This window comes from Vibrio navarrensis (assembly GCF_000764325.1).
GTDB lineage: Bacteria > Pseudomonadota > Gammaproteobacteria > Enterobacterales > Vibrionaceae > Vibrio > Vibrio navarrensis.
Window position 1 is genome coordinate 2,362,046 of record NZ_JMCG01000001.1, and the last position, 23,033, is coordinate 2,385,078.

At 44.5% G+C, this 23,033-nt stretch carries 19 protein-coding genes; 10 read left to right on the forward strand and 9 right to left on the reverse strand.

The genetic code is table 11. The features are described 5' to 3' along the window. Positions 1-92: 92 nt before the first annotated feature. The gene (locus EA26_RS10520; protein ID WP_039427329.1) at positions 93-1,112 is read left to right on the forward strand and encodes a LacI family DNA-binding transcriptional regulator; all 1,020 of its coding nucleotides are present in this window, start codon (positions 93-95) and stop codon (positions 1,110-1,112) included. 90 nt (positions 1,113-1,202) lie between these two features. Here the strand turns inward: EA26_RS10520 and EA26_RS10525 are convergent, their stop codons facing one another. After that, positions 1,203-3,533 carry a glycoside hydrolase family 9 protein gene (locus EA26_RS10525; RefSeq protein ID WP_039427331.1) on the reverse strand — a complete coding sequence of 777 codons (2,331 nt, stop codon included), beginning with the start codon at positions 3,531-3,533 and terminating at the stop codon, positions 1,203-1,205. A gap of 406 nt (positions 3,534-3,939) precedes the next feature. On the opposite strand from EA26_RS10525, the gene EA26_RS20100 reads away from it, so the two are divergent. The 4 genes from EA26_RS20100 to EA26_RS10545 all read left to right on the forward strand — a co-directional run bounded on the left by EA26_RS20100 (position 3,940) and on the right by EA26_RS10545 (position 9,324). Further along, positions 3,940-4,632 (forward strand): family 16 glycosylhydrolase, encoded by a 693-nt coding sequence (locus EA26_RS20100; RefSeq protein ID WP_052079717.1) that lies wholly within the window; start codon positions 3,940-3,942, stop codon positions 4,630-4,632. Between the two features lie 41 nt (positions 4,633-4,673). Continuing rightward, positions 4,674-5,894, forward strand: a complete 1,221-nt coding sequence (locus tag EA26_RS10535; protein ID WP_039427332.1) for a putative glycoside hydrolase — start codon at positions 4,674-4,676, stop codon at positions 5,892-5,894. A 168-nt stretch (positions 5,895-6,062) separates the two neighbouring features. Then, positions 6,063-7,253: a carbohydrate porin gene (locus EA26_RS10540; protein ID WP_039427334.1), complete on the forward strand. Its 1,191-nt coding sequence runs from the start codon at positions 6,063-6,065 to the stop codon at positions 7,251-7,253. An 82-nt stretch (positions 7,254-7,335) separates the two neighbouring features. Next, the gene (locus EA26_RS10545; protein ID WP_052079719.1) at positions 7,336-9,324 is read left to right on the forward strand and encodes a methyl-accepting chemotaxis protein; all 1,989 of its coding nucleotides are present in this window, start codon (positions 7,336-7,338) and stop codon (positions 9,322-9,324) included. Positions 9,325-9,445: 121 nt separating this feature from the next. Here EA26_RS10545 and EA26_RS10550 read toward each other — a convergent pair whose 3' ends face one another. Continuing rightward, a complete protein-coding gene (locus EA26_RS10550; protein ID WP_039427335.1) occupies positions 9,446-10,531 on the reverse strand; it encodes an ABC transporter substrate-binding protein in 1,086 nt (361 codons plus the stop codon). A 369-nt stretch (positions 10,532-10,900) separates the two neighbouring features. Here EA26_RS10550 and EA26_RS10555 point away from each other — a divergent pair, with 369 nt between their 5' ends. Then, positions 10,901-11,953, forward strand: coding sequence for a FecCD family ABC transporter permease (locus EA26_RS10555; RefSeq protein WP_039427336.1), 1,053 nt, complete (start codon positions 10,901-10,903; stop codon positions 11,951-11,953). Between the two features lies 1 nt (position 11,954). Then, positions 11,955-12,734 carry an ABC transporter ATP-binding protein gene (locus EA26_RS10560; RefSeq protein ID WP_039427337.1) on the forward strand — a complete coding sequence of 260 codons (780 nt, stop codon included), beginning with the start codon at positions 11,955-11,957 and terminating at the stop codon, positions 12,732-12,734. A 46-nt stretch (positions 12,735-12,780) separates the two neighbouring features. Here EA26_RS10560 and EA26_RS10565 read toward each other — a convergent pair whose 3' ends face one another. The 7 genes from EA26_RS10565 to EA26_RS10595 form a co-directional block, all read right to left on the reverse strand. Next, positions 12,781-13,041 (reverse strand): DUF3012 domain-containing protein, encoded by a 261-nt coding sequence (locus EA26_RS10565; protein WP_039427339.1) that lies wholly within the window; start codon positions 13,039-13,041, stop codon positions 12,781-12,783. 155 nt (positions 13,042-13,196) lie between these two features. Further along, positions 13,197-13,814 (reverse strand): glutathione S-transferase family protein, encoded by a 618-nt coding sequence (locus EA26_RS10570; protein WP_039427340.1) that lies wholly within the window; start codon positions 13,812-13,814, stop codon positions 13,197-13,199. 9 nt (positions 13,815-13,823) lie between these two features. Next, positions 13,824-14,855, reverse strand: coding sequence for an NADPH-dependent curcumin/dihydrocurcumin reductase (gene curA, locus EA26_RS10575; protein ID WP_039427341.1), 1,032 nt, complete (start codon positions 14,853-14,855; stop codon positions 13,824-13,826). Positions 14,856-14,939: 84 nt separating this feature from the next. Next, positions 14,940-15,530: a TetR/AcrR family transcriptional regulator gene (locus EA26_RS10580; protein ID WP_039427342.1), complete on the reverse strand. Its 591-nt coding sequence runs from the start codon at positions 15,528-15,530 to the stop codon at positions 14,940-14,942. 145 nt (positions 15,531-15,675) lie between these two features. After that, positions 15,676-17,052 (reverse strand): ATP-dependent RNA helicase DbpA, encoded by a 1,377-nt coding sequence (gene dbpA, locus EA26_RS10585; protein ID WP_039427343.1) that lies wholly within the window; start codon positions 17,050-17,052, stop codon positions 15,676-15,678. A gap of 162 nt (positions 17,053-17,214) precedes the next feature. Beyond that, on the reverse strand, positions 17,215-18,063 hold the full coding sequence (locus EA26_RS10590) for a universal stress protein (protein ID WP_039427344.1): 849 nt from the start codon (positions 18,061-18,063) through the stop codon (positions 17,215-17,217). Positions 18,064-18,073: 10 nt separating this feature from the next. Further along, positions 18,074-19,564, reverse strand: coding sequence for a SulP family inorganic anion transporter (locus EA26_RS10595; protein ID WP_039427345.1), 1,491 nt, complete (start codon positions 19,562-19,564; stop codon positions 18,074-18,076). 245 nt (positions 19,565-19,809) lie between these two features. Here EA26_RS10595 and EA26_RS10605 point away from each other — a divergent pair. The 3 genes from EA26_RS10605 (at position 19,810) to EA26_RS10615 (ending at position 23,017) form a co-directional block, all read left to right on the forward strand. Further along, a protein-coding gene (locus tag EA26_RS10605; RefSeq protein WP_100269006.1) for an IS3-like element ISVpa4 family transposase occupies positions 19,810-20,933 on the forward strand; the annotation gives its coding sequence in 2 pieces (ribosomal slippage) (positions 19,810-20,062 and positions 20,062-20,933; 1,125 coding nt in all). Positions 20,934-21,528: 595 nt separating this feature from the next. Then, positions 21,529-21,915, forward strand: a complete 387-nt coding sequence (locus tag EA26_RS10610) for a hypothetical protein (protein ID WP_152593678.1) — start codon at positions 21,529-21,531, stop codon at positions 21,913-21,915. Positions 21,916-22,108: 193 nt separating this feature from the next. Then, on the forward strand, positions 22,109-23,017 hold the full coding sequence (locus tag EA26_RS10615; protein ID WP_039427348.1) for a siderophore ABC transporter substrate-binding protein: 909 nt from the start codon (positions 22,109-22,111) through the stop codon (positions 23,015-23,017). The last annotated feature ends 16 nt before the right edge of the window (positions 23,018-23,033 follow it).

Below are 23,033 nucleotides of genomic sequence, written 5' to 3' on the forward strand. Positions count from 1 at the left end.
TTATGATTAACCTCTTTTTTGTTGTTTTGGGCGAGTGTAGAGTGGTATGTTAAAAAAAAGATACTAACTTGGTTGTGAGCTTCAGTGGTTTTATGAAAAGAACAGATAAAGTAAAAATGCCGACGGCTTATGAGGTGGCGAGGCTTGCCAACGTTTCTCAAAGTACAGTGTCACGCTATTTCAATCGAACCTCTTATGTGTCGAATGATAAAACAGAAAAAATTGAGCAGGCGATAAGAGAACTGGGCTATAAGCCGCCAAAGTATGCGGATAAGTTGGTCAAAACACGCTCAATGACGATTGGTGTCCTCGTGCAGAATCCTGATAGTCCGTATACGAGTAGCATTCTCATTGACATGGAAAAGCTTCTAGCGAAACATGGCTACTCTTTGCTAATTTCAGTCAACAGTTGGCAGGAAAGCTTGGTGGCGTATTCACTCGAATATTTAATGAAGAGTGATGTTGATGCGATTATTATTATTTCTGGAAATGTTGATAAAAAATTAATAGTAAAAATTTCTGAAACGATTCCCGTTGTTGCTGTAGGTTACAACATTGTTGCAGATAAGATACGTTCAATATCACTAGATAATAATCTAGGTGGATATTTAGCGACACTGCATTTAATACAGCTCGGTCATGTAAATATAGCTCATATAAAAGGTTTGCCAAATCATGATGATGCCATATATCGATATAATGGTTATGTTCGAGCGCTAAACGAAGCAGGAATCCATATCAAAGAAAAGCTAATACTTGAGGGTGACTTTAGTATTAAGAGTGGTTACGAAAAAACGGTCGAGTTGATCAAATCGAAGGTCTATTTTTCTGCTATATTCGCTGCAAATGATCTAAGTGCTTATGGTGCGATAAAAGCATTGTACGACAATGGATTCAAGGTGCCAGAAGACGTTTCTGTGATTGGGTTTGATGATTTACCCACGTCACCGTACTTTACTCCTTCTTTAACCACTCTGCGTCAGCCTCTTGAGGAAATTGGAGCGCTTAGTGCGAAGTGTGCATTGAATTTGCTTAGTGGTGAATCGGAAACTATCCGCTTGCCGCCTATTAGTTTAATTGCGCGAGAATCAACAAAATCTCGCTACCGATAAAAAGCTTATCCATACAAAACAGCCTATAGAAAAACAAGTAGCCGAGAATATTTTCTCAACTACTTGTCTGCCATTTAAAATGATATTGCTTTATTGAATATATTCATCAAGGAAACTCACTGCCCAGAAAAAAGGGGCATTCCAGTTAATTGTGATTTCATTTAAAGTCCAGGCGCCAATATCATCTTTCCAGCATGTTTGTCCTATGCATTTTCCTTTCATTGACGAGGCAACAGGATCACTGAAGCTGATCGAGTTTGGTCCACCAGACATCACACCTGGTGGAACCATAGGTGAAGAAGAGTCAGCCGCATGCGCCCAAAAACGGTGGTGTGGATTCATCAATTGACGGCTTCCGTAACCCGAGACATAAGATTGATCGAGCGGGTTTCGACCGAGAATGTAATCCATTGCATCCATTATCGCTTGGGCGTACTTTGTATCCTTGGTGAAGTCATAGGCAATACCTAAGAAAATGCTTCTGTTCATCAGGTTAGAGTTTGAACCCCATGGATACTCGCTTGCTTGATAGGGGATACGATAGCCTTCTTTCGCTATCGCCTGCTGATAAGCATCTGCTGTTGCAACGATGTTCGCACGTGCTTTACGCACTGCGTCATCTGAGAGGCGATTCGGAACAATAGCCAGTGTGAGAGTCCCAGCACCGCTCACCCCTTGCCAATATAGATCTCCGGTCGCCTCACTATCTCCAGTCGGAGTGGTTAAGTAGTACGGAGAACGCTGAATGGCTTCTTTATATTCCGTCTTACCTGTGGTGGCAAAAAGCTCTGCCGCTGCCCAATAGAACTCATCGTCTACCTTGGTATCATCGTAGGGGCCAGAACCGACAAAGTTGTCATATGCATAAACATGGCTGTTCACTTTGGCGGCTTGCCAGGCTTTTTCGGCGGCCGACAGGCAACGCTCCGCGTATTTATCATCCAGATCTCGCCATACACGTGCACATTGTGCCGCTGTTGCTGCTAGGTTCAGCGTCGCTGCAGTCGTTGGATAACTCAAATAACGCTCTTTGGGATCTTTGTGAGGAGGCAAAGGCATTCCAGTCCAAGAATCATCTGCTATCTTATGGAAAACCATGCCATTCGCATTTATGGCTGTGAGTTTAAGGTTGGTTAGCTGCTCAGATTGATCGCCGACCGGTACCCAAATTTGACGATTGTCTTGCACTTGCATGGCAAGCATAAAATCCATCATCCAACGAGACTCATCCAACAGATCATTGAATTGATTGCTGTTCTCTGGAATCTTGACTTTGCCATCAGCGAACGCGCTTTGGCCATTTTTCTTGGCAAGTTTCTCTCTTTCGTAAAAATTCATCAGAGTCCAGAGCGAAATTCCGCCGTTAACCACATACTTTCCATGGTCGCCAGCATCGTACCAACCCCCTGAAACATCGAGCGATAGATCGCAACCGGGCCAGTTATTGCCTTTTGCATCTTTTTTGTTGAAACACGTGGCAATTTCCGGTTTGTGACCTGCTGGTCGAGCTAAGTCGGCACGTTGTACATATTGCTCCTCAATATCAATGCCGCTTCGCTGCTGATAAAAGAAGGAAAGCGCATCGTACTTCATGTCACGGTAAATACTGTCATCAAGATCAAATGGGTGGCTTCGCTCACCGTTGACTTCGAGTACTACGCCTTTTGCCGAGGATTTGACATGGCTGAAATCAACAAGCTGAACCTGCTCACCAGAAGCACTATTGAGTCCAAATGGTAGCGTTTTTCCTTCGGCAATCACCGCTTTTTTCGCATCCAATAGTGCCCACGTTAAGGGGGACTTTTCTTCGGTAGCTACCGTTGCATACTTTTGCGCGCTGGTAAAATAGCCAACTTGATTCACTCGCACTTTGGCCAGATCGACTTTCTTTTCGTAAACAGGGCCAGTTAGCGAAAGCTGCTTAACGCAAACGGTGGTTGGTGCCTGAGTACCGATCTGAAAATGCAGTTGCACTTTGTCATCGTTATCCGAAGGTTTAAAAGAAAAATGAAACGATTTGAACTCGTTGGCAAGTGGAATGTCTTGGACAAGATAGCTGGTGTAGGGCGCGCCATCATGTTGGACAATGGTTTTTACATTAATGGCCTTTTGTGCCATGGCATCGAAGCGGAGGGTGTAATTTTCACCTTGTTTAAGAGCTAGACCAGATTGACCTAAAATAACATCCCACGGGTTACTTCCACTCTCTGTGAAAGATATGCAACCGATATTATCTACCGCTTTTAGCGAGCCTCCCGCCGCCCACCATCCGTCAACGCCTTGAGAGAAATCGCTGTTGGCCAGAAGGTTGATAGTCTTTGTGTTATTAAAACTAGATGTGGATGTTTCGGCAGTACAACCTGTAAGCGCAATTAAACTGCAGCTAAATAAATTTAGCACAAGTAACCGTTTTTTAATCATTTTAACCTCTTTAAAATTAAGAAGATAGAAAGCAAAAAGCGCCGTGCTTATATAAATAAACAAGTAGACAGAGCAATTTGGTATCTATCTTATAACAACCTTTTCGATGAGAACTCAATCGTATAATCAATAATATGTGAGTGTTGCTATCTTTTTAATACCTCTGATGAAAGCACATCGATTTATTTCAAATCACTCCAAGAAAGTTTTTCATGGATATCGGTTGAACGTGATCAAGACCAAACTTGAGATCAAAGATATTATTGTGCCTGACAAATACCAGTCTCAAATCTAGACAAAAAAAATTCATAACCACTAAAGTTGAAAACACTGTAATACAAGAAATCATTTCAAAGAGTGGTAGTGATAAAAATGCTTTAACTTAAAATTATTGGAGACGAGGATTATGCTGATTAGACTGTTTATTTTTACTGTTTTGACCAGCACTGCTTTTTTTAACAGTGCGTTTGCAATGGACTGGAGTGGTTTTCAGTGGTCTGTTTCTGATGGTTGGAAGAACCAAGGAAGCGAATTCGACTGTACTTGGAGCTCTGGAAATATCTGGAAGGAAAACGATCTTCTCATACTTCATGCGAAACACGACAACGGGTTTAAAACCTGTGCAGAGATGCGTACATACGCATATATGCGCAAGGGTCGTTATGAAGTTGAAATGCAAGCGGGTTCAGTTCCAGGAACGATCAGTTCGTTCTTCACGTATGTTGGCGAATCAGGAAGGGAAAGCCATTACGAAGTTGATATCGAACTGATGGGAGGAACCAACCTATTGCATACCAATATATGGATTAAGGGGCAGCAATCTCCTGTTGATATTGATTTAGGACGTTATGGACTATCTATTTGGAATATGGAGAAATACGCATTTTCAATTGATGAATATGGTGTGACTTGGGAAGTTTTCAACCGAAATAGCAATAGCTGGATTCAAGTTCGGCGTGCAAATGCCAAGGTGAGCAGTTATATGCAGCTATTTATAAACAACTGGATCAGTGCCAATCGTCATTTTCCACCTAGCTCTTATAATTGGCTTCCAGTTTATGCAAAGTATCGCAATGTTAAGGTTACACCCTGGGAATAATTCAAGTTGTTTTAAATTATATTTTTTATAGAGTAGAAATTATGAAATCATGTAATGGCAAAGTTATTATTTTATCTATTTTGTCTACCTCAATGGTTGGTTGTGACTTTGATAAAGAAATTAAAAGTCTAGAAGTAAAACAAAGTGAAGAACTGATCTTATTGGGAACGCAAGCAAATGTGAGCTTTACTTCCTGGATACAATCTGAAAAAGATAATTGGAATCTTACACAGGTCAATGGTGCACAGGTTTCAATGAACAGTATCGGTGCTGTGCTGATTAACAACAATGGTGAAAGAGACACCGCTGATGTCCAAGTTTCCGGAAATGGCAGTGGCATGTATATGATCAAATCAGACAGCCCACTTAATTTGGAGAAATACAGTTCAGGTTACATAGCGTTTAAAATCCGCCCGAAAAGTGCGTTTCCGTCGTCATTTTCAGTCTCAATCGATAATGAATGGCCCAATAGAAGTAGCTTGCAACTGTCAAATATTCTTACGGAGTCAGGCAAGTGGGCAAGCGTAACCATTCCGGTAAACTGCATGAAACCAGTCGATGGAGCGACAGAGATAGATCTAAAAAGCGTCGCTACGCCTTTTCACCTCGATGTGAAAGAGAAATTTGATTATGAAATTACTGACATAATCTATAAGTTGAAAGAGGAAAAACCGACCATTGATCCTGTTTCGTGTGACGTTGCTAAAGATAGTGATACTCCTGCTGAGGTTATTCCGAGTTTACAAACAGATGAAGTTGCTTTGTATTACTTCGGAAATAAGAACGGGGCACAAGATTTGAGCGAAATGTATCCCGTAAACAGTTTCGGAGCAAATGTAGAAAACACCAATCAGATTGTTCATGCTGCATTTTCGCAAAATGGAGGCGTTTTCTTAGGTAAAGATGATGCAAATAGCGACCTATCGAACTATTCAGAGAATCTCTTAGCCATTGATCTAAATATCTCAAGCTACGGTGACTCAGATAACATCCAACTTCGTATAGATGGCAGTAGTGTCGATTTTGGCCGATTTATGACTATCGACAAATCTCTTATCCCAGAGGGCTCGGCATGGCATCGATGCCATTTTCCGATTTCATCATTAATACCGATTGAGAATCTATCTTCTGTTAATAAAGCCATATACCTATCGGGTGTTTGGGATAGTATGAATGGGTTAGACTTTAGTTTTACTAATGTTGCCATAAAGAAAATCCCTAGTGATTTTGACGCCTCTCGGGCTTGTGAAGAAATAAAATAACTCTGTCGGAGTTATTTATTGCAGATTGGTTTATTTATCTATCTATGGATAAAACAATGTATTAAATAGCATTGTTATCTAACTATACCCAGAATTCAAAATATCTTATTACCTAATAAAGGTAAAAATTTGCGCGATTAGTTTAAGTAAAATATTAAGGATAATGAAATGAAAGCAATGAAATTCCTTCCTACTTGTATTGCTGTGACTCTTCCTCTTTTTTCAGCGTCTATTTATGCTGCCGATGTCGAGGGGTTTAATTTTTCTGGCTACGCCCGCTATGGTGCAGCATTTCAAGGTAGCGATGAAAAAACTGTGAACACAGCCGGGGCATTGAATGGCAATGCAACAGGCAGGCTCGGGAATGAAAACAACGGCGGCGAGTTTAGCCTAAGCAGAACATTCACCGGAGAACAAGGCGCGAGATGGGATATTGTTGTAATGTTCGATCACTACTCTGACTCTTCATGGGCCACTACGGGTGGGGTTAAACTCAAGAAAACCTACGCTAGTGTTACCAACTTCGTCTCTTCACAGCCGGAGTTAAGAGTGTGGGCTGGCCGCGATTTTCATCAACGAGCGCAGACCGATCTTAACGATTATTTTTGGATGATGCACGACGGACAGGGTGGAGGCTTCTACAACCTAAACTTAGCCGGAGTGAAGCTCGATATGAGTATTGTCGGTCAGGTAGAAGGCGACATGGTTGGTGATAGCGGAAAATATGCACTCACCACGAAACTGCATGATATGAAAATATTTGGTCTAGCGGATCTTGCTCTGTACGCAAACTACGGTTTTGCTTCGGAAAAAGCGAAGGAACAACCTTATTACGATATTGATTCTTACCAAGTAGGTGGGGAGATTTCTGCCGGAAAGCACAAGTTGATTGTACGTTATTCTGACAATGCCAAAGACAGTGTTTTCGATATGACCGAAGACCAGAAAGCATTATTATTCAGCTTTAACGGTGAGCAGGAAATCTCCAATGACTTTGGTGTTCAATACTTGGCAGCCTATCAGTCCCTAGACGTCGCTGACTTTAATGACAGAGTAAACTACAACGTAATTGTTCGCCCCACTTATGCTTGGGATAATATGAACTCAACATGGTTGGATACTGGCTTCAGTTTAGTTGATTACAAGCATGTTGATGCAAAAAATAGCTCTTGGAAAGTAACACTTTCACAGAATATTGCTATTAGCTCAAAGACTGGTGCACGTCCTATGTTGCGTTTCTATGCGACAATCGGCAAAGCAGACAATGAGTACATCGGCTTTGACTCATCGACAGGCCAAATGAAATCAAGCAATTTAGATACCGCGACTTTTGGTGCAATGTTCGAAGCTTGGTGGTAAGAGGCTTTTAACCAATCAGTGATTTTTCTCAAAAATAATGGGTATCTAGAATACCCATTATAAAACGTTTAGGTTGCGAATGATGTCTTCTCTTGTTTCAAAAATTTATGCTGGATTCTTCTTTATTATACTATTTATGATAGTGTCTTCTGCTATTTCTATAGTCAGTAATGAGAGACTAATTTCCAACTTTGAATTTCTAACTAGGACGTCAACTCCACTTATGATGGAATCGTCAAATTTAAATATCAAACTGCTAGACATTAATCGTGCACTTACCCCTTTCTTTTCTTCACAATATGTTGATGAACTTCCCGAGTTTGAATCTAAAATTGAGGGAAAAATAGATTACTATAGAGATCAATTGAAAAAGGTAGAAACATTATCCTCAGATGATGAACAGTTCAGAGATAGAATAGAAGAAGGTGTTATTTACAGCGAACTATTGATTGACAAACTGCGAGCTTTACTAAGTTCGTTTAAAATATATCTGACAGATAAAAATGATAATATTGCTCAACAGATAGATTTCAGAGTTTTTTTGTCAGAGCTTTATAACAATTTAAATGAAAGTTATAATTCATCTTCAAAAATAAATGTCAAAGAGTCCATATCTGGCTTACTTCATCAAGTCAGATTTATATCCAGTGAGGTTGATTACCTTTTTTATTTACGTGATTCGCTAGAGTTCAGTTCGATCGAGCATAGATTAAATAATAGAAAAAGGCTATTAGCTGAAGCGATTGATAAGTTAAAGTTAGGTGAAATTTCACACTATAAGGATAATGAAAAGCTATTATCAACACTTGAAGAGCAACTTTTTGATGATACTGGTGTTGTCAAAGAGCACATGAGGTTAGTCAGGCAGAGTGAAGATCTTTTTGAATCGAGAAATATGATAGAAGTAATGCTTGATAAGCAAGTTACTATCATCAATTCTCTTTTGGAATATTCCCAAGATCTTTCACGCGTTCATTATGATAAGTCACTCAGTAGTTATCAATATTCGCTTACTTATATCATACTTATTACGATCTTTTCTGTGGTTATTTCTACTTTAATTGGTGTAAGCATTGCTCGTATGATATCCAAAGCCAGTAAAGCCGTTAACTCCACACTTAGTAACATAGAAGAAAAAGATCTATCAGTTCGGGTAAGTTACTCACAGAACGATGAATTTGGTGCCATATCTAATAAAATTAATTCTGTTATCGATCATCTCGCTATTATGATTGCCCAGATACGAGAATCAGCAAACGATTTGAATCTCGCATCGGTTGAAAATCAAGACATCAGTAAATCACTGAATTATTCCGTGCTGGAGCAAACAAAGCAGACGCAAGTCGTCGCGGATGTAATGACAGAAATTGAACACTCTGTAGAAGAGATTACCACTTTCGCTAGGCAAACTCTGTTAACCATTCAAGATGCCGTTGAGAGTTCGCATTCTGGTCAGGACACGATGGCGAAAAATCTCCAATTTTTGCAGGAGTTATCTGACAATATGCTCTTATTTATCGAGACTATTGTTCAACTTGATTCTGAAAGCCGAAATATAGAAACCATTTTGCATTCGATAACCAGTATCTCAGAACAAACGAACTTGCTTGCACTAAATGCAGCGATTGAAGCAGCTCGTGCTGGTGAACAAGGAAGAGGCTTTTCTGTTGTTGCAGATGAAGTTCGCTTGTTGGCTTCTCAGTCTGCAGAGTCAGCAAACTACATTCAAAAGATAGTTAGGCAGTTTCAATCTAAATCCCAACAAGCGGTGGCACTTATTAATCACTCTAATGCTGCAATGGAGAGCTGTAAAAATCAAACGTTAGAGGTAGGGAATGTGTTATCAAAGATCCATCACATGTTGGGCGTTGTAGAAGCCAATAGTCATCAGGTTGTTATCAAAACCGATGTTCATAATCAATTAACTTCTCTTGTCGCAGGTAATATTGAAAGTATACAAAGCTTGTCCAGTAAAAACGCTCAGTTCTCAAGAAAATTGGCTGAATCGGCAGTTAATCTGGAAGCTATGGCTGATGGCCAATCAAAATTAACCTCCAGTTTTTCATTATAGTTTTTCTCTAGCCGTATCTGAGTGAGCTCAAAAGAGAAAAACCTCATACGGCATGGATGCAGTATGAGGTGAAAAGAATATTTTCTATCCGGAAAGCTTCGCTTTATCGAGACATGGCAAGTTAGCGAAGCTGAGTGACAAAGGTTCCCTCCGGCAAGACGGGAAGATACTTCTGGTAAAACTCGTGATAAGCCCGGCTAGGATTGAGATCGGCAAACAGCTCTGGATAGAGCGCCTTGGTATAAAATTGAATCATGGCGCCATCCATGATGGTGCGACAGGCACCGTGATAAGCGGCATACATGCGGTTGTTTTTCACCGCAGAGAGCGTGGACCAGCCAAGACGTTGTTTGAAGCCTTGCAACGCTGCTTGCGCTTTTTCTTCAGCAACGCCTTGACCAATAATCATTGAACTATCAGAGCTTCCAGATTCGTAACCAGTGATGACGATGACGTCTGGATTGCTGGCAATTATTTGTTCCGGGTTCATTTGGCCCCACCATTCAACATAAGGGGTGGCGATGTTGTCTCCCCCCGCAGTGGTTGCGATAGCTCCCCACATGTTCTTACCGAATGTATAGCCGATGTCATTGATGCCGCTTGCGCCGAACTCTGTGTAGATCTTGGGTTTTGGCAGGTTGGCTTTCTCTAGGCGCTCAGTGATCATGGCTGCATTTTGCGCATAGTCTTGAGCAATTTTTTCGGCTCTTTCTGTTTGCCCAGTAATAACACCAATTAATTGGGTACTTTTTACATGTCGCTCAATGGTCTGAGCATTATAGTCAACCACAAGCACTGGAATCCCCATTTCTTCCAATCGAGTCACTTCGTTAGAGAGTGCCTTATATTGCCAATCAGCGAGCATAATCAAATCAGGGCTTAAACTGATCACTTTTTCTAGTGAAAAGGCGTTGGTGTCTACTCGGCCAATCTCAGGAATTTTGTCTAAAGAAGGGCGGTGTTTAACGTACATCTCCCAATTTGTTGGCCGAGCTTGCCAAATGTACTTTGACATTCCAACGACCTTATCAAATGCCGCTTCTGTACCAATCGCCATGTAATCCTCAGGGTAAAATCCAACGATCACGCGTTGCGCTGGCGCGTCGAAAGTGACTTCGCGCCCCAGAATATCAGTCACAGTGGTCACAGCAGAGAACGCTGCGGAGCTAAACACAAGCGAAGCGATCATCAATAGTTTTTGATGCATATACAATCCTATTCATTTATTAGTTCGTTTTTTTTTAACAGGCCTGTGGTGAAGGCTTGGCATTATAGGAATATGTTCAATTAATATGCAAACCATTCTCATTTTGATTCACGTTTTTAATGATTATTGATAAACCTGATGTTACAATTTTCTCGGCACAGATAAGTTTGATTGGATGTTTTTCAAACCAATAAGTTATTGAATAAATGGTAAGTGAAAGTAAAAGCCACAATCTCTTCTTGGTCCGTCAACTCGGCATCCGTTCAGCCCTAATGGCCGATTGGGGCGTGAAAAATGAGCTACGTGACAGTGTTTTGCCCCGCTTCTTTTGAGTAAAGCGCGGTTTGTTTGGATTGGTAGGTTGTAAACATGTCTTTAGAAATGGTCCAGCAAATCGTACTGGCACAACGTAAAAGCGAGCGCCGTCGCAGCGTTATGCTGATCGCCTTTGGTCTCTTACTGTTGAGCTCTTTTGTGCTTGATTTGATGACAGGCCCTTCGCTTATTGATGTCACTTCAGTGTTACATACGCTTTTAGAGTGGGTTGGGCTGCCATTCCAAGTCGAACCTTCTACGCAAGTTATTGTAAAAAACTTGCGTTTGCCCATCGCCCTCATGGCCATTTTTGTTGGTGGTTCGCTTGGTGTGGGTGGGGCAGAGATGCAGACGCTGCTGAACAACTCTATGGCTAGTCCTTATACCTTAGGGATGGCCGCAGCTGCTGGTTTTGGAGCGGCATTAGTGCTCTATTTGGGGCCATTAGGCATCAATAGCCATTTTGCGGTGCCGCTTGGGGCTTTTATTTTTTGTATGATTTCGGCTTGTTTTCTTTTTGCTTTAGCCTCCGTTCGCCATGTAGGGACTGGACAGTTGATATTAGCGGGAATAGCTTTACTGTTTTTATTTCAGTCATTGCTTTCGCTGGTACAGTTCATCTCTTCGCCAGAGTTAAGTCAGCAAATTTTATTTTGGCTATTTGGCAGCTTATCCAAAGCAACTTGGCAAAATTTGACCATCACGGCTTTGGTCGTCAGCATAAGCTTTTTAATATTGCTAAAGGATGCATGGAAGCTGACGGCGCTTCGTTTAGGTGAAGAACGAGCCAAAAGTTTAGGCGTGAATATCACTCACTTACGCCTAAAAACGCTTTTCATCGTCGCTGTCATGACCGCTACTGTAACAAGTTTTGTTGGTATTATTGGTTTTGTCGGAATTGTTGCGCCGAATATCGCCAAAATATTGGTTGGAGAGGACCAACGTTTCTATCTGCCGCTCTCCTTTCTCGTAGGGGCATTTCTACTCTCAAGCGCGTCGGTATTGTCCAAAGTCATCGTCCCGGGTGCACTTTTTCCGATCGGCATAGTTACGGCGATTATTGGTGTTCCTTTCTTTTTCTGGTTGATCATTGGGAGGCAGCGCTAAGATGATTGAAGTCAAGAATCTCCACGTGCGCTTTGGCGAGTTAACGTTAGCAAAAGAAGTCAGTTTCACTCTCAAACCGGGTCAAGTGACGGCGATACTCGGCCCGAATGGCACGGGAAAAAGTACCTTGCTAAAAACACTCTTTGGTGATGTCAACGTAGATCAAGGCGAAATCCTCTTTAATCAGCATTCGTTATGCAAGAAGCAACTTAGCAGTTGGCGCGCTCGATTTGGTTACATGCCACAAGATATTCATCTGGATGTCAATTTAACGGTCATTGAAGTGATCTTGTTAGGACGTCTTGATGCGTTAAGCATGCGTATTGATGATGCTATGCTTCATGATGGCATTGCCATTTTGGGCAGTTTAGGCATTGAGCATTTAGCTCACCGAGATGTAAGAACCTTGAGTGGAGGACAGTGTCAGATGGTGCTGTTTGCCCAGGCGTTAATGCGTCAGCCCGAAATTGTTATGCTCGATGAACCTGTTAGCGCTTTAGACCTGCATCACCAGCATGTTTTACTTCAACATTTGGTCAAGCAGACAAAACTTAAAAACTACATCAGTATCATGGTATTACATGATTTAAACTTGGCAGCACAGTATGCAGACAACTTATTGGTGATGAAGCAAGGTGAGTTGGTCGCTCAAGGCCACCCGAGCAAGCTGTTAACATCTGAACTTATCCATCAGTTGTATCAGGTTGAATCGGATGTTCTCTTTGATGAACAAGGTGTTCCATTTATCCGCACACGGCGACCAGCCGAGACTGCACATTGACGGTGGCTGAGCGCTCAGTGCCGAGATGGTGCTGAGCGCGATAATCTTAGAGCACACAATACTTGGCGTAAGAGGTCGCTTCTTTCGCTGTCCAGTCACCTTTGGATTTTTCGTCCATATCTTCGCACCAGCTTTGGCTGCCAACCTCATTGTTGAGTAAGCAGTGCTTGGCGAAATCCAAGGTGTTTTGCGTATTCCACTCGCTTTTGGGTTTTTCGCGCATCTCATCACACCAACTTTTGCTACCGACTTCCGTACAGGCAGAAAGGGTTAGTAGGCTTAAAAGGGCCAATAGTGTTGTTTTCATTGCTTCCTCTTCTGGAGTTCATATTTACCGACGCTACTATACCGAATGCTTTGAGAACTGTGTTAAATCAACGCGAAAAGATCCGTTGCTCTGCTTGAGCGAGAGGCATAAAAAAGCCAGCCGTAGTGCAGCTGGCAAAGGCAGTATGTGCTTGGCTACTGGTATTGCAGCTCAAGCGCTTGCGCTTTTTGAAAGCAAGGATGGGCGGCGAGCGTTTCGCTGTAGCGCGCCAGATTCGGGTAGTGCGTCAGCAAACCAAACTGTGCGGTGATCTCAACAATGAACGACATCATGATGTCGGCGCCAGTCAGCTTCTCGGCCACAAGGTAGGTTTTGCCTTGGAGGCTTTGCTCTACGTAGCTCAGTATCTTGCTGATCTCACTGTCTGCATACGGTGCTAAGAACTTGGTTTCTGCCCCGTCCTTGAGGAGAAACACTTTCAGTAGCAAGGGCAACATACCGGAGCTTTCGGCAAAGTGTAACCATTGCAGATACTCAATGTATTCCTTGCTCTCTTTGGCTGGTGCTAAACGCTCGGCGGCGTGTTTACCAATCAGATATTCTGTGATGGCGCCGGACTCGGCGATCACTTGACCATCCTCTTCAAGCACCGGCGATTTACCCAGTGGGTGGATCGCTTTCAGCTCGGGCGGTGCTAAAAAAGTGACACTATCACGTTGATACGGGACGATTTGATACTCAACGCCCAGCTCTTCCAGCAGCCAAATAATACGTTTAGAGCGGGATTTATTCAGGTGATGCAAGGTGATCATCATCGTCTCCTAGCGTGGTTGATTGGTTTGCACAACCAGCTTGCCGAAGTTCTTCCCTTCAAGCAGGCCAATAAAGGCGTCGGCGGCATTTTCTAAACCTTGCACTAAATGCTCACGATAATGAATCTTACCTTCGGCCAACCACCGTGACATATCCGCAGCAAATTCGCCGTAGCGATGGGCGTAATCATCAAAAATGATAAAGCCTTGCATCTTTATGCGCTTGATCAGTAGTTGCGCCATCAACATCGACATGCGATCCGGGCCTTCAGGCAGTGAGGTTGCATTATATTGTGAAATGAGTCCACACAGAGGCACGCGCGCACCGCTATTGAGCAGCGGCAAGACGGCATCAAACACTTTACCGCCGACATTTTCAAAATAGATATCAATGCCTTTATCACACACGCGAGCGAGCTGCTCGGCAAAATCTGCGGCTTTGTGGTCCAAACACTCGTCAAACCCTAAGGTTTGCTTGGCAAACTGGCATTTCTCCTCGCCGCCTGCAATACCAATCACGCGGCAGCCTTTGAGTTTGCCAATCTGCCCAACCATAGAGCCAACCGCGCCTGTTGCAGCAGCCACCACCAGTGTGTCGCCCGCTTTGGGCAGGCCGATATCTAATAAACCCATGTAGGCAGTAAAGCCCGGCATACCCATAACGCCCAGCGCGTAAGAGGGATGGGCTGGTGTTTTGCCGAGTTTAATTAAGCCTTCACCGTTGGAAAGGGCGTAATCTTGCCAACCGGTGTACGCCAACACCCATTCACCGACTTCAAATTCTGGATGCTGTGAGGCCTCGACTTGGCAGACGGTACCACCGACCATCACTTGATCAATCGCCACTGGCTCGGCGTACGACTTAGCGTCGCTCATGCGGCCGCGCATGTAAGGATCAAGAGACAGATAAACCGATCGAAGCAAGATTTCTCCGACCGCGGGCGAGGGGATATTACTTTGAACTAAGCGAAAGTTTTCCGCGCTCGGTGCGCCCACTGGGCGTGAAGCGAGGACGATTTGACGATTTGTAGAGAGAGCCATGTCTTTTCCTTTTTTATTAGACCAGTCGTCTAGTGTTGGTTGCAAAAAATCCCGTCCACAGTGGGACGGGTTAATACGGATTGGTTACGCCTGAACGCGCAGTATCTGTTTGGTGGAGGCCAAACAGTGTTCTAAATGGTGTTGATCTTGCATTAATTTATTGAGCAAGCTTGCTCCAAGCCATTGCTGATAGAGCTGCTGCGCGGTGGCTGTGGCATCCGCAACCTCAATGGAGCCATCCTCGATACCACGCTGGATGGCCTCGGCCAAGGTGGCGATCACACGCTGTGCGCCAACAGACAACGCATGGCGCATGCTGTCTGAGAGATCGGACACTTCTGCACTGAGTTTTACCACCAGACAACGGTTGGCGTTGCAAACCCCTTGTTCAACCGTTAACCAGCGAGAAAAGTAATCAAGCAAACTCTGGTAGCCTGATTGCGCGCGGTTGCCGACAATTGCTTCTAACTGCGCAAGATAATGTTGGAAGTAGCTTTCAATTAGAGCCTGACCAAACTGTTCTTTCGATTTGAAATAGTGATAAAACGAGCCTTTGGGTACGCCCGCTTCTTTGAGCAACAGGGAAAGGCCAACGGCGGTGAAGCCTTGGTTAACGACGAGTTGGTAGCCAACATTGAGGATTTGCTGGCGAGTATCGGAAGTTTTACTGTTCATGTTGAGCACTATAGATGAAATTAGACCAGTCGTCTAATTTGGCGTTTAAACAAAAAAGGCCAAAGCCACAAGCAAAAAACAAACACCGCCGAAAGGTTCGGCGGTGATGAAAATCAAGACATGGCGCAAGAAGTCGTTCAGACCACTACTTCATGATGCGGGCTTTAAAATTACGCCCTTTCATTTTGCCATTTTGCAGTTGTTGTTCGGCCTGCTTAACCACAGAATTGTCGACCGCCACATAAGAGACCATCGGCAGGATATTGATCTTTCCGATCAATTTTCCATCGATGCCCGCTTCTTTGGTCAATGAACCGAGAATATCCCCAGCGCGTACTTTCTCTTTTTTGCCACCAAGGATCTGAATGGTGCGCATCGCTGGATAATAGGGTTTGTGATTTTCAGGTTGCGGCAACTTAGCCGGGTGCACGTCAATACCCATATATTCTTCAATGCGTTCAATGCGATACAGCTCTTTCTCACTGTAAAAGCTGATGGCAATCCCTTTCGAACCGGCGCGACCTGTACGGCCGATACGGTGCACATGCACTTCTGGATCGCGTGACAGCTCGAAGTTGATCACCGCATCGAGGTTATCAACGTCCAGTCCACGCGCCGCCACATCGGTAGCGACCAGAATTGAAATGCTCTTATTGGCGAACATGGTTAGTGCACGTTCGCGTTCGCGCTGCTCCATATCACCGTGTAGCTCGATCACGCTGAATTTGCGATTGTGCAACTCATCCGTCACGTTTTGCACTTCTTTCTTGGTGTTGCAAAAGACCACACAAGATTCTGGACGATGGGTGAGAAGCAATGCTTCCAGTGCATCGTCACGCTCTTCTGTGCTTTCTAGTTGATAGAAACGTTGCTCGATGGTTGATTGCTGATGAGTCGATTCGACTTTGACCCATTTCGGCTGTTTCATCACTTTGGCGGCGATGGTTTCGATCTCGCTCGGGAAAGTGGCGCTGAACAGCAAGGTTTGGCGCTGGCTGGGCGCGGCATCTATGATGGCGTCGATGGCATCTTGGAAGCCCATTTCCAGCATGCGGTCAGCTTCGTCCAATACCAGCGTATTGAGCTCGTCTAAGTTGATGCGTCCTTTGGACATGTGATCCAAAATGCGTCCCGGTGTGCCAACCAGAATATGGGCACCATGTTCGAGTGAACCGATTTGCGGCCCCATTGGCATACCACCGCACAGTGTTAGCACTTTAATGTTGTGAATGCCACGCGCCAGCGTGCGAATTTCACTGGCGACTTGGTCGGCGAGTTCTCGTGTTGGGCACAGTACCAAGGATTGCACGCGAAAGCGCTGCACATTGAGGTTGCTCAATAAGCCCAAGGCAAATGTTGCGGTTTTGCCCGAGCCAGTTTTGCCCTGACCGATCACATCTTCTCCCGCCAAGACCGACGGCAGGCTTTGCGCTTGAATTGGCGTCATCTCGGTGTAGCCTAAAGAATCGAGCGTTACTAGCAGTTCATCTTTGAGCGGTAAGGTAGAAAAAGGAGTCGTCACGTTGCAAACCTCGCGTGGAAAAAGTGCGTCTTGGGGCGCGTACTATACCGAGTTCTGATGAAATAAAAACAAAAAACGCGTTACAGAACGCATTTTAGTTATTTGGAGAAAAGCGTACGAGAAAAAGAACAAAGCCCTGTCAGAGGACAAGGCTTTGGAGCATCAACGAATCAGTAACATTGGCACGTGAGATTCGGCCAGCAGCCGAGTGGTATTGCTGCCTAAGAAAAACTGGCGCAATTTAGAGTGGCCGTATGCGCCCATCACAATCATGCCCAGTTGATGCTGTTGCTGATAATCTAAGATGGCGCGATGAACGTCGCCTTGCAAAGTGGCTTGCGTGACCTCAATGCCGCTTTCACGCAATGTCGCCGCGGCTTGGTTAAACGCTTGCGCTTTATCGTTGGCATCTTCCACCATGATCAAGTGGCAAGCCATTCCTGCAAGGAGCGGAGTCTTAAGCGCCTTTTCGACTAATTTCTGGCTGACTTCGCTGCCGTCAAACGCCAGCAAGTAGCTGGTTGGCTGCACAAACTGGCCTGTTGCCACTAGGATATGAGCTTTGATTGAACGAACCACGCTTTCGAGTTGTGAACCGATCGCTAAGGTGTCGTTTTTATGCAAATCGCCTGACTTGCCCACCACCAAAACGCGAGTCTCAGCTTCCAAATCCAATAAGGTTTCCAACAAACGACCATGTTTTTGCAGCTTAGTCACATCGTGCAAACCCGAGCTGTGCAGTTGCTCTTGCAGATCATTTAGCAGCGCTTTGCCATGCTGTAGGGCGACTTTGGCGCGCTTTTCATCCAGTTCCATCAGCTCTTGCAGCAGGTACTCACGGCTGCCAAGGCCGATGTTGCCCGACAGCTCACTCGTCGTTTCTTGCTCTGATTTGTCGAGCACATGCAGCAGGGTGAGCGGGGCGTTAAGGCTTTTCGCCGTCCAAGCGCCGAGCTCAGCGACAGACTGCGAGTAAGTTGAACCATCGATACAGGCGATAATATGGGTCATGATGTGCTCCTTAATGTCCGCCCATGAGTTTTTCTACTTCTTCTGGTTTATCGTGAATGCCAAATTTATCCACGATGGTCGCGGTGGCTTCGTTCATGCCGATGAGATTCACTTGGGTGCCTTCGCGGCGGAACTTAATCACCACGCGATCTAAAGACGAAACCGACGTAATGTCCCAGAAATGCGCCGCAGAGAGATCGATAGTGACACGCTCCAGAGCCTCTTTGAAGTCGAACGATTGCAAAAATTGATCTGAAGAGGCAAAAAAGACTTGTCCAACAATCTGATAAGTACGTTCTTCGCCATTTTCAGCCAGTTGGCTTTTCACCACCATGAAACGGCCAATTTTATTGGCAAAGAACAGAGAGGCTAGTAGTACGCCGACAAACACACCGATGGCTAGGTTGTGAGTCACGACTACGACAGCGACGGTAGCGATCATCACAATATTGGTCGACAGCGGGTGGGTTTTCAGCTCTTTGACTGAGCTCCATGAGAAGGTACCAATCGAAACCATGATCATCACGGCAACCAGCGCAGCCATTGGGATCTGTTTGAGCCAATCACTCAAAAACACCACAAAGATGATGAGGAACAGGCCCGCGCAGAAGGTCGACAGACGGCCACGGCCCCCCGATTTCACGTTAATAATGGATTGGCCGATCATGGCACAGCCGCCCATACCGCCGATAAAACCGGTTGCAATGTTGGCGATACCTTGGCCCTTGCACTCGCGGTTCTTGTCGCTGCTGGTGTCGGTCAAGTCATCGACAATCGTTGCGGTCATCATCGATTCAAGCAGGCCAACAATCGCCAATGCAAAGGAATAAGGCAAAATGATCATCAGCGTTTCGAGTGTCATCGGCACATCTGGCCAAAGGAAAATCGGCAGGGTGTCGGGCAGTTCACCCATATCGCCAACGGTGCGCACATCAATACCAAACGTGATGGCCACTGCCGTTAAGGAGATGATGCATACCAAAGGCGAAGGGAGCAGTTTGCCGACATAAGGCACGTACGGGAACAGATAAATAATTCCGAGGCCAGCGGCGGTCATGGCGTAAACGTGCCAAGTGACGTTGGTCAATTCCGGCAATTGCGCCATAAAAATCAAAATAGCCAGCGCGTTAACAAAACCCGTGACGACGGAACGGGAAACAAAACGCATCAGATCACCCAGTCGCAGGTAGCCAGCGATGATCTGAATCACTCCCGTCAAGACGGTGGCTGCGAGCAAATATTGCAAGCCGTGTTCTTTGACTAAGGTCACCATAACGAGTGCCATGGCTCCGGTCGCCGCTGAGATCATACCCGGACGTCCGCCAACAAACGCGATGATCACCGCAATACTAAAAGAGGCATAAAGGCCGACTTTCGGGTCGACGCCTGCAATGATCGAAAACGCAATGGCTTCCGGCACGAGTGCTAGGGCCACCACGAGGCCTGCCAGCAAATCTCCTCGCACATTGGAAAACCAATCGCGCTTGATGGTATGTAACATGTTCATTCTCTATAAAAGGTTGCAATAAAAAGTGGGGAACAAAGTCTTTGCAAAAAGGATAAAGCAGAGTTGATCGCTGAGTTTACGGCTTCTCTTTTGCTGCACTTTGTTAAAAGTGTGATCTTAATCATTGCTCACCCATAGGTCAACCCAATGTCAGAATGGAAGAAGTGGCCCCCAATTTTCGGACATGACTTTAAGTGGTCGATCTGTTTTGATAGTACCCAACAATACAGGGACAGATTATGACTAGAAAACGTAGAAACCACTCTCCTGAGTTTAAAGCTAAGGTGGCTCTCGATGCCGCTAAAGGCGATAAAACCGTCGCTGAGCTAGCTCAGAAATATAACCTGCACGCTAACCAGATCTCAACATGGAAAAAGGAGCTGCTTGAAAACGCAGCCATGATTTTTGCCACCGAAAATCACTCAGGAAAAGAGAGTTCCGAAGATGTGGACAAACTTCACGCCAAGATCGGTCAATTGACCATGGAAAATGATTTTTTGGCCAAAGTGCTCGGTCGTTAGACCGAGCCCAGCGAAAGAGTTCGCTGGTTAAATCCACCCCATTGCCGATAAAGCGCCAATGTGAGCTGCTCAATATTGCTCGCTCTACCGCTTACTATCAGCCCATCGGACTCTCTGCTGAGGAGATCACGTTACGACGTATGATTGACGAAATTCATCTGCAGTATCCGTTTATGGGCAGTCGGCGCATTCGAACTGAGCTGGCTAAAAAGGGCCATAGCGTTAATCGTAAGCGTGTTGTTCGACTCATGCGCGATATGGGGATTGGGGCGATTTATCCCAAGCCCAAAACGACGCTGGCTAACAAAGCACACAAGGTGTATCCCTACCTGTTGCGTGATATCGAAGTCACTTACCCAAACCAAGCTTGGGCGATTGATATCACGTACATCCCGATGGCGAAGGGGTTCCTGTACCTCGTTGCGATTATCGACTGGTATAGCCGCAAAGTGCTGGCTTGGCGACTATCCAACACCATGGACACGAGTTTTTGTATCGAAGCGCTTGAGGAAGCGCTGAAGCATTATGGGCCACCTGATATCTTTAACTCAGATCAAGGCAGCCAGTTTACCAGCACAGAGTTCACACAGAAGTTAATTGAACATGACATACGTATAAGCATGGACGGGAAAGGCCGCTGGGTTGACAATGTTTTCATTGAGCGATTATGGCGAAGCCTGAAATATGAGGAGGTTTACTTAAAGGCTTATACCACGCCCCGTGAAGCCGAGCTTGAAATCGGCAACTACATGGTGTTTTATAATGAAGAGCGTAACCATCAAGGACTGAATAACCTCACTCCTGATGAGGCCTACTTCGGTAGGCAAAGATACGCAGCATGAGCTGGGTCAACCACTTAACAAATGAGCTTATGTGTCCAACCAGCGGGGTCCACTTCTGGAGTCAGCGATGAAGTTTAATTAATGCGCTATTTTGTTATTACGGATTTTTACCGTTTACGATATGGGGATAATGTCATATCTATTACGGATAAAACAATTAGAAAATAATGTTAACTTTTCTTATTATATAAGGTGACTCTACTGCAAGATGTGTTGATATTACATAAACTATACTAATTAATTGACGAATGACAATTATATTGCTGACTTGATCATAAGAGTGGATATAATGAAAGTTATGAAGTTATCTTCATGAAACTTAACATTTTATGGGCGGTTGTAATGTAATTGCATTGCTTATAATAGTTGAGGAAATATTGAGCCTAATATAACTATAATCACTATGAAATATAAAATGTCTACAACAAATCATCAACAATCGTTTATTCGCTCTTTTTACATAGTCTCTAAGGGGAAGTTTATCACACTCTATCTTGCGACATTTGGTCTTTATGGCTTTTATTGGTGTTACAAGAATTGGTGGGGGTTTAAAAAAAATAATCAGGTAAGCATATGGTTATTTCCACGTGCACTTTTGGATATTCTGTTTTTTCCCTCGCTGATCAAGCGTATGGTGGCATCTCTTGAGCCGGAACTGAGAGTAAACTACCTCAAAGAGATGGGGTGGCTAGCCAGCCAATACATCGCTTTTGTGTTGCTCGGGCGAATCGGCGATCGACTCTCTCAGCAAAGTATCGGGCTACCTTCTTCATTTTATCTTAGTGTGATAAGCCTGCCGTTTGCCTGTCGGGCACTCTATCTTTTGCAGAAGATGATCAATGACATTATGGGCGATACCAAAGGCATCTCGAACTCTCGTCTAAGTTGGATCAATATCTTTTGGATCTCTGCGGGGTTGGTTTATTGGTTGACAGTACTGATACCACAATGTTTACGTTACACCTTAATTCCCTATAGCTAAACGACAAAAAGGCGAATAGCAACATCAAGGTACAATCAAGGAGCGTAGCTGCGCGACAGTCGCTCCTTTTGTTTACTTTGCAGAGTAGGAAACCGCACCGTTTTCCTGAATGGCAAGAGATGAGTTGAATATCCGTGTGACAATCTGTATATTGCCAACGCGCATGATAATCGGTCTCATTAAGGTTTATGATATGAAAAACTACTTAGGTATGGTTTTAGTCACTGGGCTCTTTTCTACAACGGCTTTAGCAAATGAAGTTACCATTGAACATCAAATGGGCAAAACTACTTTGTCCAAAGTGCCACAGCGGGTTGTGGTGATCGGCAACGGTGCATTGGACGCGGTCGACTACTTCGGCATTGAACCAATTGCCGTGGCGAAAGCGTCGGTCATTCCGAATTACTTGAGTAAATATCAGCAAGCGAAATTTGTTTCTGCAGGCAGTTTTTTTGAACCGGATTTTGAAACCATCTACATGCAAAAGCCGGATCTGATTATTGTTGGACCTCGCGCGGCGACTAAGTACAAAGAGTTGTCGGAAATTGCGCCTACGGTGGTATTTGCAGTCGACCAACAACAAGGTTACTGGAAAAGTACGCAGCAGCAGTGGCGTAATCTCGGCCAAGTATTTGCTATTAGCGATAAAGTTGAGCAAAAAATTGAGCAACTTGACCAGCAGTTTAAAGCGCTGCATGCCTATAACGAGCAGCATCAGAGCGATGCACTGACGGTGATGAGCTCTGGTGGCAATATCACGGCATTCGGTTCTGAGTCACGCTTTGAAGCGATTTACAAAGATTTTGGTTTCAAAGAGACGGTGGCGGGGCTAAAAACGGGCAGTCACGGTGATCTGGTTTCCTATGAATTTATCAGTAAAGCGAACCCGAGCACGCTGTTCATCATTGACCGCGACAAGTTAGTCAACAAAGGTGAAAGCAAAACAGCTCAGGAGTTTAACAACGCCCTCATCAAGTCGACTAAAGCGTTTCAGGACAAACGTATGACCTATTTGGATCTCGATGCCTGGTACCTTTCGATTGCTGGTGTGACGGCGACCGAACAAATGATCGCTGACATCAAGAAATCCGTGAATCTTTAATCCACACAGGCAGAGG

Bases quoted from the DNA above. Each gene is read 5' to 3' on its own strand.
- EA26_RS20100 (WP_052079717.1), top strand. From the start codon at position 3,940: ATGCTGATTAGACTGTTTATTTTTACTGTTTTGACCAGCACTGCTTTT.
- EA26_RS10550 (WP_039427335.1), bottom strand. From the start codon at position 10,531: ATGCATCAAAAACTATTGATGATCGCTTCGCTTGTGTTTAGCTCCGCA.
- EA26_RS10570 (WP_039427340.1), bottom strand. From the start codon at position 13,814: ATGATCACCTTGCATCACCTGAATAAATCCCGCTCTAAACGTATTATT.
- EA26_RS10615 (WP_039427348.1), top strand. From the start codon at position 22,109: ATGAAAAACTACTTAGGTATGGTTTTAGTCACTGGGCTCTTTTCTACA.
- EA26_RS10595 (WP_039427345.1), bottom strand. From the start codon at position 19,564: ATGTTACATACCATCAAGCGCGATTGGTTTTCCAATGTGCGAGGAGAT.
- EA26_RS10520 (WP_039427329.1), top strand. From the start codon at position 93: ATGAAAAGAACAGATAAAGTAAAAATGCCGACGGCTTATGAGGTGGCG.
- EA26_RS10525 (WP_039427331.1), bottom strand. From the start codon at position 3,533: ATGATTAAAAAACGGTTACTTGTGCTAAATTTATTTAGCTGCAGTTTA.
- EA26_RS10580 (WP_039427342.1), bottom strand. From the start codon at position 15,530: ATGAACAGTAAAACTTCCGATACTCGCCAGCAAATCCTCAATGTTGGC.
- EA26_RS10590 (WP_039427344.1), bottom strand. From the start codon at position 18,063: ATGACCCATATTATCGCCTGTATCGATGGTTCAACTTACTCGCAGTCT.
- curA (WP_039427341.1), bottom strand. From the start codon at position 14,855: ATGGCTCTCTCTACAAATCGTCAAATCGTCCTCGCTTCACGCCCAGTG.
- EA26_RS10555 (WP_039427336.1), top strand. From the start codon at position 10,901: ATGTCTTTAGAAATGGTCCAGCAAATCGTACTGGCACAACGTAAAAGC.
- EA26_RS10565 (WP_039427339.1), bottom strand. From the start codon at position 13,041: ATGAAAACAACACTATTGGCCCTTTTAAGCCTACTAACCCTTTCTGCC.
- EA26_RS10560 (WP_039427337.1), top strand. From the start codon at position 11,955: ATGATTGAAGTCAAGAATCTCCACGTGCGCTTTGGCGAGTTAACGTTA.
- EA26_RS10540 (WP_039427334.1), top strand. From the start codon at position 6,063: ATGAAAGCAATGAAATTCCTTCCTACTTGTATTGCTGTGACTCTTCCT.
- EA26_RS10545 (WP_052079719.1), top strand. From the start codon at position 7,336: ATGTCTTCTCTTGTTTCAAAAATTTATGCTGGATTCTTCTTTATTATA.
- EA26_RS10535 (WP_039427332.1), top strand. From the start codon at position 4,674: ATGAAATCATGTAATGGCAAAGTTATTATTTTATCTATTTTGTCTACC.